This window comes from Streptomyces sp. TRM70350, from assembly GCF_019219825.1.
Taxonomy (GTDB): domain Bacteria; phylum Actinomycetota; class Actinomycetes; order Streptomycetales; family Streptomycetaceae; genus Streptomyces.
Genome location: NZ_JAHUXH010000003.1, coordinates 171,053 through 186,190, shown reverse-complemented (window position 1 = coordinate 186,190; position 15,138 = coordinate 171,053). Strand labels below are relative to the sequence as shown.

At 70.0% G+C, this 15,138-nt stretch carries 16 protein-coding genes; 1 reads left to right on the top strand and 15 read right to left on the bottom strand.

Annotation, left to right across the window (positions count from 1 at the left end; all coding sequences use genetic code 11):
* Window positions 1-68 precede the first annotated feature (68 nt).
* The 11 genes from KWI83_RS06825 to KWI83_RS06775 all read right to left on the bottom strand — a co-directional run bounded on the left by KWI83_RS06825 (window position 69) and on the right by KWI83_RS06775 (window position 11,437).
* Window positions 69-2,918 (bottom strand): RNA helicase, encoded by a 2,850-nt coding sequence (locus KWI83_RS06825; RefSeq protein WP_218513376.1) that lies wholly within the window; start codon window positions 2,916-2,918, stop codon window positions 69-71.
* A gap of 78 nt (window positions 2,919-2,996) precedes the next feature.
* Window positions 2,997-3,959 (bottom strand): twin-arginine translocase subunit TatC, encoded by a 963-nt coding sequence (tatC, locus tag KWI83_RS06820; protein WP_218513375.1) that lies wholly within the window; start codon window positions 3,957-3,959, stop codon window positions 2,997-2,999.
* 48 nt (window positions 3,960-4,007) lie between these two features.
* Entirely contained in the window at window positions 4,008-4,295 is a 288-nt protein-coding gene (tatA, locus tag KWI83_RS06815; protein WP_218513374.1) for a Sec-independent protein translocase subunit TatA, read from the bottom strand.
* Between the two features lie 261 nt (window positions 4,296-4,556).
* Window positions 4,557-4,751: a hypothetical protein gene (locus KWI83_RS06810; protein ID WP_218513373.1), complete on the bottom strand. Its 195-nt coding sequence runs from the start codon at window positions 4,749-4,751 to the stop codon at window positions 4,557-4,559.
* A 56-nt stretch (window positions 4,752-4,807) separates the two neighbouring features.
* Window positions 4,808-5,098: a hypothetical protein gene (locus tag KWI83_RS06805; RefSeq protein ID WP_218513372.1), complete on the bottom strand. Its 291-nt coding sequence runs from the start codon at window positions 5,096-5,098 to the stop codon at window positions 4,808-4,810.
* A complete protein-coding gene (locus KWI83_RS06800; RefSeq protein WP_218513371.1) occupies window positions 5,095-6,144 on the bottom strand; it encodes a YafY family protein in 1,050 nt (349 codons plus the stop codon). Before KWI83_RS06800 ends, KWI83_RS06805 begins: the two co-directional genes overlap by 4 nt.
* An 18-nt stretch (window positions 6,145-6,162) precedes the next feature.
* Window positions 6,163-7,116 (bottom strand): YafY family protein, encoded by a 954-nt coding sequence (locus tag KWI83_RS06795; protein ID WP_218513370.1) that lies wholly within the window; start codon window positions 7,114-7,116, stop codon window positions 6,163-6,165.
* A gap of 129 nt (window positions 7,117-7,245) precedes the next feature.
* Complete coding sequence (locus KWI83_RS06790; protein ID WP_004002537.1) at window positions 7,246-7,617, bottom strand: FKBP-type peptidyl-prolyl cis-trans isomerase; 372 nt, start codon at window positions 7,615-7,617, stop codon at window positions 7,246-7,248.
* Window positions 7,618-7,677: 60 nt separating this feature from the next.
* The gene (locus KWI83_RS06785) at window positions 7,678-8,679 is read right to left on the bottom strand and encodes an FKBP-type peptidyl-prolyl cis-trans isomerase (RefSeq protein WP_218513369.1); all 1,002 of its coding nucleotides are present in this window, start codon (window positions 8,677-8,679) and stop codon (window positions 7,678-7,680) included.
* A gap of 127 nt (window positions 8,680-8,806) precedes the next feature.
* A complete protein-coding gene (gene pafA, locus KWI83_RS06780) occupies window positions 8,807-10,168 on the bottom strand; it encodes a Pup--protein ligase (RefSeq protein ID WP_218513368.1) in 1,362 nt (453 codons plus the stop codon).
* 9 nt (window positions 10,169-10,177) lie between these two features.
* Window positions 10,178-11,437, bottom strand: coding sequence for an MFS transporter (locus tag KWI83_RS06775; protein WP_218513367.1), 1,260 nt, complete (start codon window positions 11,435-11,437; stop codon window positions 10,178-10,180).
* Between the two features lie 113 nt (window positions 11,438-11,550).
* Here KWI83_RS06775 and KWI83_RS06770 point away from each other — a divergent pair, with 113 nt between their 5' ends.
* A complete protein-coding gene (locus KWI83_RS06770; RefSeq protein ID WP_218513366.1) occupies window positions 11,551-12,561 on the top strand; it encodes a LacI family DNA-binding transcriptional regulator in 1,011 nt (336 codons plus the stop codon).
* A 56-nt stretch (window positions 12,562-12,617) separates the two neighbouring features.
* Here the strand turns inward: KWI83_RS06770 and prcA are convergent, their stop codons facing one another.
* The 4 genes from prcA to KWI83_RS06750 all read right to left on the bottom strand — a co-directional run bounded on the left by prcA (window position 12,618) and on the right by KWI83_RS06750 (window position 15,034).
* On the bottom strand, window positions 12,618-13,367 hold the full coding sequence (gene prcA / locus KWI83_RS06765; RefSeq protein ID WP_171113417.1) for a proteasome subunit alpha: 750 nt from the start codon (window positions 13,365-13,367) through the stop codon (window positions 12,618-12,620).
* A 59-nt stretch (window positions 13,368-13,426) separates the two neighbouring features.
* Window positions 13,427-14,272: a proteasome subunit beta gene (gene prcB, locus KWI83_RS06760; protein WP_218513365.1), complete on the bottom strand. Its 846-nt coding sequence runs from the start codon at window positions 14,270-14,272 to the stop codon at window positions 13,427-13,429.
* Complete coding sequence (locus KWI83_RS40205) at window positions 14,224-14,496, bottom strand: endonuclease VII domain-containing protein (protein ID WP_374106280.1); 273 nt, start codon at window positions 14,494-14,496, stop codon at window positions 14,224-14,226. Before KWI83_RS40205 ends, prcB begins: the two co-directional genes overlap by 49 nt.
* Window positions 14,497-14,815: 319 nt before the next feature.
* Window positions 14,816-15,034 (bottom strand): ubiquitin-like protein Pup, encoded by a 219-nt coding sequence (locus KWI83_RS06750; protein WP_141309446.1) that lies wholly within the window; start codon window positions 15,032-15,034, stop codon window positions 14,816-14,818.
* Window positions 15,035-15,138: the final 104 nt, after the last annotated feature.

The window sequence follows — 15,138 nt, the reverse complement described above, 5'->3', positions numbered from 1 at the left end:
GGGGCGCGGGGAACTACCCACCCAGCCACGGCACACCCGCACCCGCACCCGCACCCGCCGAACAACCGTCACCCCACCGACGAGTAGGCGACAACCCCCCGCAGCAACCCGTCAACAGCCTTTCGCGCGTTCTTCACGACCGTCGACCCTTCAGGCGCCGCCGCCGAAATCTGCCCCAGCACGTCAATGACCTGCTTGCACCACCGCACAAAGTCCCCCGCCGGCATCTCCGCCTCGCGCAGCACCTCGTCGAGCCCCTTGCCGGATGCCCACATGTACGCGGCCCAGGCGAACCCGAGATCCGGCTCCCGCTGCCCGACCCCCTCGGTCTGCGTGATCCGGAACTCCTCCTCCAGCGCGTCCAGCCGCCCCCAGATCCGCACCATCTCACCGAGCGCGGCCCTCGCCTTGCCGGAGGGCAGCTTGGGTGCCAGCGCGTCGTCACCGACCCGCGCCTCGAACACCAACGCCGAGACACACGCGGCGAGTTCCGCCGGGGCCAGCCCCTCCCAGACGCCCTCGCGCAGACACTCACTGGCGAGCAGATCCAGCTCCCCGTACAGCCGCGCCAGCCGCTTGCCGTGCTCGGTGACCTCGTCGTCGCGCAGATAGTCCAGCTCGGTCAGCAGCGCGACGATCCGGTCGAATGTCCGGGCGATCGTGTTCGTCCGCCCCTCGATCCGCCGCTCCAGCTGCGAGGTGTCCCGCAGCAGCCGGTGGTACCGCTCGGCCCAACGGGCGTGATCCTCGCGGTCGTTGCACCCGTGACACGGATGCGCCCGCAGCGCCGCCCGCAACCGCGCGATCTCCCGGTCGTCCGCCGCCTGCGACCGCCGCTTGCGCTGCCGCTCCGGCGCGATGTGCCCGGCCTTGCTGCGCAGCGCGGACGCCAGGTCCCGCCGGGACTGCGGCGAGCGCGGGTTGAAGGACTTCGGGATCCGCATCCGCTCCAGCGCCTCCACCGGCACCGGGAAGTCGATCGACGCCAGCCGCTTGACCTGCCGCTCCGCGGTCAGCACCAACGGCCGCGGCCCGTCATGGTGGTCGAACCCCCGGTGTCCGTTGGACCGCCCGGCCGGCAGCCCCGGATCGAGCACCAGCGCCAGCCCGGCGTACTTCCCGCTCGGCACATGGATGACGTCACCCGGCCGCAGCCGCTCCAGCGCGACCGCGGCCTCGGCCCGCCGCTGTGCCGCCCCCTGCCGGGCCAACTCGGTCTCGCGGTCCTTCAGTTCGCGCCGCAGCCGCGCGTACTCCTCGAAGTCCCCGAGGTGGCAGGTCATGGACTGCTGGTAACCGGCGAGCCCTTCCTCGTTGCGCTGCACCTGACGCGAGATCCCCACGACCGACTTGTCGGCCTGGAACTGCGCGAACGACGTCTCCAGCAGCTCCCGCGACCGATGCCGCCCGAACTGCTCGACCAGGTTGACCGCCATGTTGTACGACGGCTTGAAGCTGGACCGCAGCGGATACGTCCGCGTCCCCGCCAGTCCCGCCAGGTGCTCGGGGTTCATCCCCCGCTGCCACAGCACCACGGCGTGGCCCTCGATGTCGATGCCGCGCCGCCCCGCACGCCCCGTCAACTGCGTGTACTCGCCCGGGGTGATGTCGGCGTGCTGCTCGCCGTTCCACTTGACGAGTTTCTCCAGCACGACCGACCGGGCGGGCATGTTGATGCCCAGGGCCAGCGTCTCGGTGGCGAAGACCGCCTTCACCAGCCCCCGGACGAACAGCTCCTCGACGACCTCCTTGAAGGTCGGCAGCATGCCCGCGTGGTGGGCGGCGATGCCGCGCTCCAGGCCCTCCAGCCACTCGTAGTACCCCAGCACATGCAGGTCCTCGGCCGGGATCGAGGCCGTGCGCTCCTCCACGAGCGCGCGGACCCGCTCCCGGGCCTCCTCGTTGTTCAGCCGCAGCCCGGCGTACAGGCACTGCTGGACGGCGGCCTCGCAGGCGGCGCGGCTGAAGATGAACGTGATCGCGGGCAGCAGCCCTTCCGCGTCCAGCCGTTCTATGACCTCGGGCCGGCTCGGGGTCCACACCCGCGACCGCTGCCGCCGCTCCCGCTCCCGGTCGGCCTCACGCATGGCCCGGCCCCGTCTGCGGTCCTGGAAGGACGGCCGGGTGGCCTCCATGCGGGCCATGCGCATGAGGTCGGGGTTGACGGCCTTCTTGTGGCCCTCGCCCTCCTCGAACAGGTCGTACATCCGGCGCCCGGCGAGCACGTGCTGGAACAGCGGCACGGGCCGGTGCTCGGCGACGATCACCTCGGTGTCGCCGCGGACGGTGTCGAGCCAGTCGCCGAACTCCTCGGCGTTGGACACGGTCGCGGACAGTGACACCAGGGTCACCGACTCGGGCAGGTGAATGATCACTTCCTCCCACACGGCGCCGCGGAAGCGGTCGGAGAGGTAGTGCACCTCGTCCATGACCACATAGCCGAGGCCGAGCAGGGTCTGCGAGCCCGCGTACAGCATGTTCCGCAGCACCTCGGTGGTCATCACGACCACCGGCGCGTCGGAGTTGACGCTGTTGTCGCCGGTGAGCAGGCCGACCTTCGCGATGCCGTAGCGTCGGCACAGGTCGTTGTACTTCTGGTTCGACAGCGCCTTGATGGGTGTCGTGTAGAAGCACTTTCTGCCCTGCTGCAGGGCGAGGTGGACGGCGAACTCGCCCACGATCGTCTTGCCGGAGCCGGTGGGAGCGGCCACCAGCACGCCCTTGCCCGCCTCGAGCGCCTCGCAGGCCTCGATCTGGAAGGGGTCGAGGCCGAAGTCGTACATCTCGCGGAACGACGCGAGTGCGGTGGCCTGCTCGGCAGCGCGCCTGCGTGCTGCCGCGTACCGCTCGGCCGGTGAGAGATCCTCAGTCATCGTGCTTTCGAGCGTACCGGGCCGCACTGACAACAGGACGATCATTATCCGGATCGGCTCCTGTGAATCCGGCGGTACCCGCAGCTCAGAAGCCCGCGTGGTGCAGGCCGTCACCGCGTGACGTCAGGTCACGTCGTCGTAGCCGTTGACCCGGTCCTTGCTCGGCTGCTGGGGCAGGGCGCGGCTCGCGCTGACGGTCTCCACCTCGCCGATGTCCTCAGGCGTGAGGTCCAGTTCGGAGGCCTCGTCGTCGGCGGGGCCGAGGGCCTCGCGGCGGCGTCGGCGCCGGTCGTTGAGGAGGGAGACGATCACCGCGCCGAAGTACAGGATCCAGATCGGTCCGGCCAGCGCCATCATGGTCAGCGGGTCGGTGCTGGGCGTGGCGATCGCCGCGAACACCGTGATGCCCATGATCATCGCCCGCCACCAGCCGAGCATCCGCTTGCCCGAGATGGCGCCGGTGAAGTTGAGCATGACCAGCAGCAGCGGCAGCTCGAAGGAGAGGCCGAAGACGATCACCATGCGCGTGACGAGGTCGAGCAGGTCGTCCAGCGGCAGCAGGTTGTTGACACCGAACGGCGTGAACTCGATCAGCACGTTCGCGGTGGTGGGCAGCACCCTGTAGGCGAAGTAGGCGCCGCCGAGGAAGAGCGGGAAGCCGGTGGCGACGAACGCGTAGGCGTACTTCTTCTCGTGCTTGTGCAGGCCGGGGGCGACGAAGGCCCACAGCTGGTAGAGCCAGACCGGCGAGGCCAGGACGATACCGGCCATCAGGGACACCTTGAGCGCCAGGGTGAACGGCGTGAGCAGGCCGTTGATCGTGATCTGGGCGCACGGCTCGGTGTTCCTGGCATTCTCGGCGGACGCGCGGGCCAGTTCTTCGAACGACTGCGAGCAACCGACCGAATCGAGGATCGGCTCGGTGAAGAAGTTGATGATGTCGTTGTAGAAGAAGGCGGCGACGATCGTGACGGCGACGATGGCCAGCAGTGCCTTCGCGAGCCGGTTGCGGAGCTCACGGAGGTGCTCCGCGAGGGGCATCCGCCCCTCCGGATCCTTCTCCTTCTTGCGGGCAGGCTTCAGCAACCCACGGTTCCCATCTCGTGCGGCAGGCCGGAGGTCACCGGCCCTGCGTCAGCGCTTGGTCGTGTCCGTCGGCTCGTTGACCGGGCGGGAGCTGGACACGTCACCGGGCGCGGCCTGGATGATGCGCTGAGCGGGGGGCTGCTGCTCGTCGGTGTGCGGCGGGTCGGCCGGGGCGGAGGACTTGTTGTCCTCCTTCATCGCCTTGGCCTCGCTCTTCAGGATGCGCGCGGACTTGCCGAGCGAGCGGGCCATGTCCGGAAGCTTCTTCGCGCCGAACAGCAGGATGATGACGACGAGGATGAGAATGATCTCGGGGGCTCCGAGCCTTCCGAACATAAGTCTTTACCTTCTCACCGAGGCGGGTGGATGGGGTGCTGTCCGACCGGTCGGACACCTGTCCGAACGACCGTGCTGGCAGCGATCGTAACGCCCAGGGGTGAACGTGAGGCAATCCCCGTGCGTACTCCCGGTCCACGGCCCGGGCCTCGTTCTCCGAGCCGCAACCAGCAGCGTACCTGCCGCATGGGCGGAGTTGACAGGGCGAAGCGCCTCATAGGCGCATCAAGCGCAGGAACCACAGGACGGCTCAGGGCGTGCTCACAGCGCGTCCACAGCCCGGGCCGTGCTCACCGCCGCCCGCTCCAGGTCCTCCGCGGCCCGGTTGATACGGCGGGCGGACTCCGTCACCTGCCTGCCGAGGCGCTGGGCCTCCACGAAGACCCGGACGGCGAGGACGCCGAGCACGGCGATTCCCAGGAAACCCACAGCTACCGCGAACATCGGCCAGAACATGCCCCTGAGCCTAGGGCCTGGGCTGCGGCTCGTGCGCACAGGGTGAGCGCAGCGCGCTACAGCGTGGAGTGCAGCCGCAGGGTGCGGACCCCGCCCCCGGTGAGCAGCTCGACGATCCGCTCCCCGGCCGGTTTGCGGACGGACGCGCCGCACTCGGGGCAGGTGAAGGAGTAGAAGGTCGTACGGCTGGTGGCGCCGATGGCCAGGCGCAGGGCGCCGGCGGCGAGCTCGAAGCGGCCCCGGCAGTCCGGGCAACCGGCCTTGAACACCACGGGGGTCACGCTTCTCATCCCCGCGAACGCGGACGCCACCGTCATCTCCCGCACCCCAGACGCCGACTCGCTCACAGTCCCTGCTCCTGCCTGTCGTGTCCCGTGTGGCCCGGGGGTTCGGTCCCGGGAGTCTCCGCCTCGATCCCGTCGTACGCCGCCAGCGCCTCGCGGGCCGCCTGCCGGGCGCTGTCGGCCAGCTCCCGTGGGGCGACGATCCGTCCGTCCCGGCCGAGGCGCAGGGCGAGGCGGCGCAGCGACGCCGGGTCGGGTGTGCGCAGGGTGATACGCAGCCCGCCGTCGGCAAGCTCATCCGCGCTGTCGTGCGGGTAGTACTCGGCGACCCAGCGGCCGCCGGGGCCGACCTCCACGACCACCTCCGGGTCCTCGGCCGCGGGCTGCACCAGCCCCTCGGACAGGTCCCGCAGCTCGGTCTCGGGCGGCGCGGACGGCTCGTCGAGGACCCTGATCTCGGCGACCCGGTCGAGGCGGAAGGTGCGGCGTGCCTCGGAGCGATAGCACCAGCCCTCGACATAGGTGTGACCGACGCTGACCAGGCGGATCGGGTCGACCTCGCGCTCGGTGACCTCGTCGCGGGCCGGTGAGTAGTAGCGGATCCACAGCCGGCGGCGCTCCGAGATCGCCCGGTCGACGTCGGCGAAGACACCGCCCTCGGACTCGAAGGTCACCGACAGCCGGGAGCTGGCGCCGGCCGCCTCACCGGCCGCGGCCTCCACCTTGGCGGTGGCGCGCAACAGCGCCTGCCGGTCGCTCTCGCGCAGGCCGGGCAGGGTGGACACGGCCCGGGCGGCCACCAGCAGGGCGGTCGCCTCGTCGGCGGCCAGGCGCAGCGGCTCGGCCGCTTCCGCCCCGAGAGCGGCGGGGTTGTGCCACCAGATGCGCTCGCCGTCGGTGTCGATGTCGAGCAGGTCACCGCCGCGGAAGCTGGTGCCGCACATGGGCAGCACATCGAGGTCGGAGACCAGCTCCTCCTCGGTGATGCCGAAGGCGCGGGCGACGTCCTCGACCCGGGCCCCGGGGCGCTCCTTCAGATACGTCACCAGGGACAGCATCCGCCGGGTCTGGTCGATGGCGTTCGCGGGCCTGATCGGTTTACCGGCCACTGTCTCTTCCGCTCCCCCTCAGCCCTTGGCCACGGCACGCAGCCGGTCCACCACATCGGCCCGCAGCTCGGCGGGCTCCAGGACCACCACGTCCGGCCCGAACTCCACCAGCCAGGCGTCCAGCCCGTGGCCGTACGGAATCTCCAACTCGTCCCAGCCGTCGCCGAGTTCCCGGACCGCCGTGGCCTTCGCCCGCAGGGGGTACCCGGCGCCGGAGCGCAGCCGGATCCGCGCGCTGCGGTCGGCGGTCTCGCCGGCCCACCCGGCGACGGTCTCCCGCACGGTGACGACGTCGGGGACGGGCGCGGTGTACCGGCCGCTGCGGGTGCGCACCCTGCCGGTGATCCGGGACAGCCGGAAGACCCGCTCGGCCCCGCGGTCGCGGTCCCAGCCCGCGAGGTACCAGTGGCCGCGCCAGCACTCCAGCGCCCACGGCTCCACCTGCCGGGTCTCGGGGTGGGCGGCCGTGGCCTTGCGGTACTCGAAGACGACGGGGCGGCGGTCGCGGCAGGCCAGCATCAGCGGCTCGAAGGCGGCCTCGTGCACGGGGATGCGCGGCTCCAGGGCGCCGTGCGCCTCGTAGGGGTCGACATCCTCGGGAAGCCCGGCGGCACGCAGCTTCTGCAGGGCGCCGCTGGCCGCGCCCGCCAGCCGGGCCTGCTGCCAGACCTTGGCGGCCAGGCCCAGGGCCGCGGCCTCCTCGGCGTCGAGGGTGATGGGCGGCAGGCGGTTGCTGTCGCGGCGGGCGAGGTAGCCGACCTCGCCGTCGAGGTTCTCGACGGTCTCGATGACCAGGCCCAGCTCGCGCAGGTCGTCCTTGTCCCGCTCGAACATCCGGTTGAAGGAGTCGTCGCTGCCCGCTTCGAGATAGGCCTCGATGGACTCTCGAAGCTCGCGCTTGCTGAGCGGCCGCCGCGTTCCCAGCAGACACAGCGCCAGGTTCATCAGCCGCTCGGCCTTGGCAATGGCCATCGACGCCCTTCGCCTTCCCTATGGTGCTTCCGACCGATGACCGTACCGCTCCGCGGGGCCCTGGCAAAAGCGGAGGGCCCATGCCCGAACAGGCATGGGCCCCGGATGATCGGCTCCGGTCGGTCCTGCTCAGACGCCGAGCAGGTCGACCACGAAGATCAGCGTCTCGCCGGGCTTGATCGCCGGAGTCGGGCTCTGGTTGCCGTAGGCGAGGTGGGCGGGGATGGTCAGCTGGCGGCGGCCGCCGACCTTCATGCCCTGCACGCCCTGGTCCCAGCCCTTGATGACGCGGCCCGCGCCGAGCGGGAAGCGGAACGGCGTGCCGCGGTTCCAGCTGGCGTCGAACTCCTCGCCCGTGCTGAAGGCGACACCGACGTAGTGCACGGTGACCGTCTGGCCCGCCTGCGCCACGGGGCCGTCGCCTTCCCAGATGTCCTTGATCTCCAGGTCCGCCGGGGGCTCGCCGCCCGGGAAGTCGATCTCGGGCTTGTCGATGCTCACGTCTTCAGCTCCTGCATGTCTGTGGATAGGCGAACACACACAGTCTTACATCCCGAACGATCACATCTTCGCCAGGATGTCGACCGAGAAGACCAGCGTGGAGTCCTTCTCGATGCCGCTGCCCTGCGGCGGGTTGTCCCCGTACCCCAGCTCCGGCGGGATGACGACCAGCACGCGGCTGCCGACCTTCTTGCCGGTCAGGCCCTGCGCCCAGCCCTTGACGACCTGCTGGAGGGAGAACGACGTGAGCGCCTTGCGGCTGTACGACGAGTCGAACTCCTTGCCGGTGTCCCAGAGCACGCCCTTGTACTGCACGAGCACGGTGCTGTCGGCGCCGACCTCCTCGCCGTCGCCCTCGATGACGTAGTTCGCCACCAGCTCGGTCGGCGCGTCGGTCTTGGGGATCTCGATGGAGGGCGCCTTGCCGTCGGTGTTGGTGCCGACCTTGGGCAGGTCCACGTTGTCCTGCGCGACGTCGGTGCCCTTGGCGGAGCTGCGGGCGTTGTACGTGTCCTCGATGTCGACGACGAAGACGAGCGTGTCGGTGCCCTTGATGCCCGCCTGGGCGTTGCCCTGCTCGCCGTACCCCCAGGTGGGCGGCACGGCCATCGCGACACGGCTGCCGGTCTTCTTGCCGGTCAGGCCGTAGCGCCAGCCGTCGATGATGCCGCCCTGGGCGAGCTGGATGAGCAGTGGGGTCTTGCGGTCGTAGGAGTTGTCGAAGACCTTCGCGGTGTCCCAGATCTGGCCCAGGTAGTGGGCCACGATGTAGTCGTTCTCCGCGACCGTACGGCCGCCGCCCGCGATCAGCGTCTTCACCGCGAGGTCCTTCGACGGCTCGCCGCTGCCCTTGGCCACCGTGGGCTTCTCGCCGAACTCGCTGCCCGCGGTGACCGCCGGCAGCGGACCGTCGACGATCTTCGGCGACGGCGCGGCGGAGGTCGCCGGGTCCGAGGGCGACGCGGTGTCGCTGGCCTTGCCGGAGTCGGACCCTTCGTCGCCGCATGCGGCGAGCGTGACCAGTCCAGCGGGAACGGCGATGAGAAGTGAGCGTCGGCGCACGGTGGGGGCCTCGTAATCGGTCGATCTTGCTTGATGGCGTGCGCGCAACTCTACGGCGTGAGAAGGGCGCCGCACTGGAAACGAACGGCGCCCGTGTTGCGTTCCGCTTTCACCGCAAACGCATGGCTCACATACCGGCGATCAGCTTCTCCACCCGGTCGTCCACCGAACGGAACGGGTCCTTGCACAACACCGTGCGCTGGGCCTGGTCATTGAGCTTGAGGTGGACCCAGTCGACGGTGAAGTCCCGGCGCTGTTCCTGCGCCCGCCGGATGAAGTCGCCACGCAGCCGGGCCCGAGTGGTCTGCGGCGGAACCGACTTGCCCTCGAAGATCTTCAAGTCGTTGCAGATCCGAGCGGCCTGCCCCTTCTTCTCCAGCAGGTAGTACAGGCCACGACGGCGGTGGATGTCGTGGTAGGCGAGGTCTATCTGCGCGACCCGCGGGTGCGACATGGTCATGTTGTGCTTGGCCCGGTACCGCTCCAGGAGCTTGTACTTCATGACCCAGTCGATCTCGGTGTCGATCCGGTCCAGGTCCTCGGCCTCGATCGCCTCCAGCGTACGACCCCACAGCTCCAGCACCTGCTCGACGATGCCGGTGCGGATACCGCGCCGCTCGCAGAAGTCGACGGCCTTCTCGTAGTACTCGCGCTGCACCTCCAGCGCGGAGGCCTCCCGGCCACTGGCCAGGCGCACCTTGCGCCGGCCCGTTATGTCGTGGCTGACCTCGCGGATCGCCCGGATCGGGTTCTCCAGAGTGAGGTCGCGCATCACCGTGCCCGCCTCGATCATGCGCAGCACCAGGTCGGTGGCGCCGACCTTGAGCAGCATGGTCGTCTCGGACATGTTCGAGTCGCCCACGATGACATGCAGGCGGCGGTAGCGCTCGGCGTCGGCGTGCGGTTCGTCGCGCGTGTTGATGATCGGCCGGGAGCGGGTCGTCGCCGAGGAGACGCCCTCCCAGATGTGCTCGGCGCGCTGGCTGACGCAGTACACGGCGCCGCGCGGGGTCTGCAGCACCTTGCCGGCGCCGCACAGCAGCTGCCGGGTGACGAGGAACGGAATCAGGATGTCCGCGAGCCGGGAGAACTCCCCGTGCCGGGCCACCAGATAGTTCTCGTGGCAGCCGTAGGAGTTGCCGGCGGAGTCGGTGTTGTTCTTGAAGAGGTAGACGTCGCCCGCGATTCCCTCCTCGTGCAGGCGTCGTTCCGCGTCCACCAGGAGGCCTTCGAGAATGCGCTCTCCGGCCTTGTCGTGGGTGACCAGCTCGATCACGTTGTCACATTCGGGTGTCGCGTATTCCGGGTGGGAGCCCACATCGAGATACAGGCGGGCGCCGTTCCGCAGAAAGACATTGCTGCTGCGGCCCCATGACACGACACGGCGGAAGAGGTACCGCGCCACCTCGTCAGGCGACAGACGGCGCTGTCCCCTGAACGTGCACGTGACGCCGTACTCGTTCTCCAGCCCGAAAATGCGGCGGTCCATGACTGAACATTACGCCCGATCCCCTGAACTGAAACGGGGTTCGGCAGCACGATTTGGATCATTTTCCGATGAAGCCGCAACGACCGCTGTCCTGGCGGGAGCTGCGAGTACCCGCCCCGTGGCCAGCAGAACCAGCAACGACACGGCCCCCGCCGCACCGGGCACGGCGAAGCCCCACAGCGCACCGCCCCACTCGACGACCGGCCCCGCCAGCCCCGTACCGACGGACGCGCCCACTGTGAACGTCGTCACAAGCCAGGAGAACGCCTCCGTGACGGTCCCTCGCGGAGCGTGCCGGTCGACGATGACGAACGCGCACGCGATGGCGGGCGCCAGGAAGACCCCGGCCAGCGCGGCCAGCGCCGTCATCGCGACCGGACCCGGCATCAGCAGCAGCGGCAGATAACACACCGCCAGAAGCCCGACCAGCACCCGCAGTCGCCGCTCGGGGGCACCGGCCCACTGCCGCGCCCCGTAGCCGACACCGCCGACCAGCGCGCCGAGCCCCACGGCCGCCATCAGCCAGCCGTACACCGCGTCACCGCCGCGGTCGTCCGCGTACGACACGGCGGCCACCGTGATGGAGCCGAGCGCCACGCCCACGAACAGGAACGCGCCCAGCAGGGCGAGCAGCCCCGGCGAGCGCAGCGCGCCCAGCCAGTGCGCCTCGCGCGGCGCCGACCGCCACGCGCGCGAGGGCGGCGACAGCACCACGCAGAGCGCGCCGAGGACACCGACGACGTTCAGCACCAGCAGCGCGGCCTGCGCCGACCACAGCGACACGCACAGCGTCACCAGCAGCGGCCCCACCGTGAACATCACTTCCTGCGCCACCGCGTCCATGGCGTACGCCGTGTGCACCTGGTCCTCCCGGCGCAGCACCGACGGCCACAGCGCGCGCAGCCCGCCCTCCAGCGGCGGTGTGAACAGCCCGGCGGCGCCGACGGCGACGTAGGACAGCGGCAGCGCCTCGGTGCCGCTGAAGGCGAAGACGGCCATGGCGAGCGCCGACAGCAGCGCCGCCGGCAACTGGATCCGCGGCTGCCCGTACAGGTCGACCAGCCGCCCGAGCAGGGGCTGACCGGTCGCGTTGGCGACTCCGTAGACGGCCGCCAGAGCCCCGGCCAGGCTGTACGAGCCGCCCTCGGCGCGGACGAACAGCACGATGGCGATCGCGGCGGTGGCGTTGGGCAGCCGCCCCACGAGCGTGCCGACCAGCAGCCTCGCGGCGTGTTTCGCCCTGAGGATCTCCCCGTATCCCGCGGCCATGTCCGCCCCCTCCGCTGAAGTTTTACGTATAACGTCCACTGCCATACGTACCATGTGCGCTGTTCACCGTCCAGGCGGAGCCCGGACCCCACGCCGACGAAGGAGCATGCCGAGTGGCACGAGCCGGCACCCGCCCCACCAGCCGGGACGTCGCCGAGGCCGCCGGGGTCTCACAGGCCGCCGTCTCGCTGGTGCTGGGCGAGAAGTGGCGCGGCCGCGTCTCGGAAGCGACCGCCCAGCGGGTCCGCGAGGCCGCCCGTGACCTGGGCTACCGGCCCAACCTGGCCGCCCGCAACCTCCGCCTCGGCCGCACCCGCACGGTCCTGCTGGTGGTCCCCGCCCTCACCACGGAGTTCTTCGCGGGCGTCTACACCGGAGCCGCCCGCGTCGCCGCCGAACACGGCTTCGGCGTCGTCCTCTACCCCTCCCCCGAGGGCATCGGCCCCGCCCGCGACCCCTTCGCGTCCGCCCAGGCCGCCCTCGACGGCGTCATCGCCTCCTCCATGGCCGCCGACGCCCTCACCGCCATCCGCGGCGACCAGCTGCCCCTGGTGATGCTCGACAGCGACCCGGCGGGCAGCCTGGGCGCGGCCACGGTCAACCTCGACATCGCCGACGGCGTCCGCCAGGTCGCCGACCATCTGCTCGGCCTCGGCCACCGCCGCTTTCTCCACCTGGCGGCCGACGTGCCCTCCTGGACCTTCGAGGTACGCGCCCGGGAACTCGGCGCACGCGTGGACGCCGTCCCCGGCACGACCGTGCACACGGCCCGCGCGCCCATCTCCATCGAGGGCGCCCTGACCGCCGCCGAGGCCGCGCTCCGGCGCCATCGGGCCACCGCCGTCGTCTGCGACGACGACAAGCTGGCGGCCGGCGCCTACAAGGCCGTCCGGCGGCTCGGCCTGCGCATCCCCGACGACATCTCCGTCACCGGCCTCGACGACCTCGCCCTGGCCACCGCCATCGACCCCGAGCTGACGACCGTACGCCTGGACGCCGAGCTGTTCGGGGAACGCGGGATGCGGGCCCTGCTGGCGGTCCTGGAGGGCCGGGAGCCCGACGGCGGGGACATCCCGGTCGAACTGGTCGTTCGGGGCTCCACGGCGCCGCCACCGGCCCTCTGAACGCCGGATGCCCCGGCCGTCGACGACCGGGGCATCCGAAGCGGAATGAGCTGGGGCTACTCGTCCTCGGCGGACTCGTCCTCGGCCTCCGCGGCGGACGACGCGCCGCCCGCCTCCAGCAGCCGGGCCAGCTGCCGACCGGTGATCCGCCTGAACTTGCGCTTCTGCGGACGCGTCCGGTCCAGCACCGCCACCTCCAGCCGCTCGGCGGGGATCTCCCGCTGGGTGCCGTTGGTGTCACGGGACAGGGCCTGCACGGCCAGCTTCAGCGCCTCGGCGAGGGTCATGCCGTCCTGGTGGCGCTGGTCCAGATAGCTGCTGATCTGCTCGGCGTTGCCACCGACCGCGACCGAACCGTGCTCGTCCACGATCGACCCGTCGTGCGGCAGCCGGTAGATCTGGTCCCCCTCGGGCGTCTCCCCGACCTCGGCGACGACCAGCTCCACCTCGTACGGCTTCTCGGCCGCGCTGGAGAAGATCGTGCCCAGCGTCTGCGCGTAGACGTTGGCCAGACCGCGCGCGGTCACGTCGTCCCGGTCGTAGGTGTAACCACGCAGGTCGGCGTAGCGCACGCCGCCGATGCGCAGATTCTCGTACTCGTTGTACTTACCGGCCGCCGCGAACGCGATGCGGTCATAGATCTCGCTGAACTTGTGCAGCGCGCGGGACGGGTTCTCGCCGACGAACACGATGCCGTCGGCGTACTGCAGCACGACCAGGCTGCGGCCCCGGGCGATGCCCTTGCGGGCGTACTCCGCCCGGTCGGCCATGGCCTGCTGGGGTGAGACATAGAACGGCGTCGACACCGGTTATCCGTCCCTTTCTGTGGAAGTCACTGGATCACCTCGAACAAATCGGCCGTCGGCTACAGCAGCGCGGCCCGGGGGCCGTCGGGCTGCTCCAGCCGCCGCTCCAGCACCGAGCGGGCGATCTCGGAGGCCTCGTCCTCGGTGAGCCGACGGAAGCCGTCCTCGGTGATCACGGTGACGATCGGGTAGATCCGGCGGGCGACATCGGGACCACCGGTCGCCGAGTCGTCGTCTGCCGCGTCGTACAGAGCCTGCACCACGAGCGTCGTGGCCTGCTCCTCGGTCAGGTCCTCACGGAAGAGCTTCTTCATGGCGCCGCGCGCGAAGATCGAGCCGGAGCCCGTGGCCGCGAAGCCCTGCTCCTCGGAGCGGCCGCCCGTCACGTCGTAGGAGAAGATGCGGCCCTTGCCGCGATCCAGGTCATATCCAGCAAACAAAGGCACCACGGCCAGGCCCTGCATGGCCATGCCGAGGTTGGAGCGGATCATCGTCGACAGGCGGTTCGCCTTGCCCTCCAGGGACAGCTGGGTGCCCTCGACCTTCTCGAAGTGCTCCAGCTCCAGCTGGAAGAGCTTGACCATCTCGACGGCCAGACCGGCGGTGCCCGCGATGCCGACGGCCGAGTACTCGTCGGCCGGGAACACCTTCTCGATGTCCCGCTGCGCGATGACGTTACCCATGGTGGCCCGCCGGTCACCGGCGAGCACCACGCCGCCGGGGAACGTCACGGCCACGATGGTCGTGCCGTGCGGCGCCTCGATCACGCCCTGGGTGGGCGGCAGTTGCCGGTTGCCGGGCAGCAGCTCCGGCTGGTGCTCGGACAGGAAGTCCATGAACGAGGAGGACCCAGGCGTCAGGAAGGCAGCTGGCAGACGCCCGGTGCTACGAGTGTTGGCTTCCACGCGTTTCCTTCCACATATGCAGCAGCCCGCCTTATGACGTCGGGCCGATCCTTGAACTGCCCCAGTGCAGCGTTGCAGCTGAAGCACAGTACGCCACGGACCCTACCCGTCTCATGGCAGTGATCCACATGCTCGGCCGGGGCGGCAAGGCATATACAGCAGACGCCTTGCTGCTGTGCAACCAGCGCATCGAACTCCGCTGGCGTGAGGCCGTACTTGCGCATCAGGTGACCTGCACGGTTGTCGACCGCGCGGCACGATCGGCAGCGCGATGCCAAGCCGTCCGGCGACGACTTCTTCCTGTGCCACTCAGAGTGCGGCTTGATCTCTCCGCACGCCTGACAGTGCTTGCAGCCCTCCGGGACTGCTTCGGAAGACTCAGCAGCACAGTCCCGGCAGCGGTGTTGCACACCATCAAGGTTGGCCCGCTTCGCTGCGAAGGCTGCGCGCGGCTTGATCTCACCGCACCGCGCACAGCGCTTCCCATTCGATCGATCGGCCACCATCCACCCCGCCCACCTTCAAATCGAAGGCGAAAGTAGCCTACTGGCCACCCTTCTGAACGAAGGAGCGCACGAAATCCTCGGCATTCTCCTCGAGGACATCGTCAATCTCGTCCAGAACCGAGTCGACGTCATCACTCAGCTTCTCGTGCCGCTCCTTGAGGTCCTCCGCAGCCTGCGTCTCCGCCGCCTGCTCCTCGACCTCCTCCGTGGAGCGTGTCGCCTTCTGCTGTCCGCCGCCGGTGTCCTTGGTCGCCATAACCCTCACCCCGCTCGGTTCGCCCGACATCTTCGGCATCGCTGCCGACCGGTCATGATCAGACCCTACAAGCCGGGTCTGACAATGGCCCCGCAGTTTCTCCA

What these genes read in the sequence shown, in the direction of transcription:
- KWI83_RS06825 (WP_218513376.1), bottom strand. Translation starts at nt 2,918, where the DNA reads ATGATCGTCCTGTTGTCAGTGCGGCCCGGTACGCTCGAAAGCACGATG.
- KWI83_RS06750 (WP_141309446.1), bottom strand. Translation starts at nt 15,034, where the DNA reads ATGGCGACCAAGGACACCGGCGGCGGACAGCAGAAGGCGACACGCTCC.
- tatA (WP_218513374.1), bottom strand. Translation starts at nt 4,295, where the DNA reads ATGTTCGGAAGGCTCGGAGCCCCCGAGATCATTCTCATCCTCGTCGTC.
- KWI83_RS06810 (WP_218513373.1), bottom strand. Translation starts at nt 4,751, where the DNA reads ATGTTCTGGCCGATGTTCGCGGTAGCTGTGGGTTTCCTGGGAATCGCC.
- KWI83_RS06775 (WP_218513367.1), bottom strand. Translation starts at nt 11,437, where the DNA reads ATGGCCGCGGGATACGGGGAGATCCTCAGGGCGAAACACGCCGCGAGG.
- KWI83_RS40205 (WP_374106280.1), bottom strand. Translation starts at nt 14,496, where the DNA reads ATGCGCAAGTACGGCCTCACGCCAGCGGAGTTCGATGCGCTGGTTGCA.
- KWI83_RS06795 (WP_218513370.1), bottom strand. Translation starts at nt 7,116, where the DNA reads ATGGCCATTGCCAAGGCCGAGCGGCTGATGAACCTGGCGCTGTGTCTG.
- pafA (WP_218513368.1), bottom strand. Translation starts at nt 10,168, where the DNA reads ATGGACCGCCGCATTTTCGGGCTGGAGAACGAGTACGGCGTCACGTGC.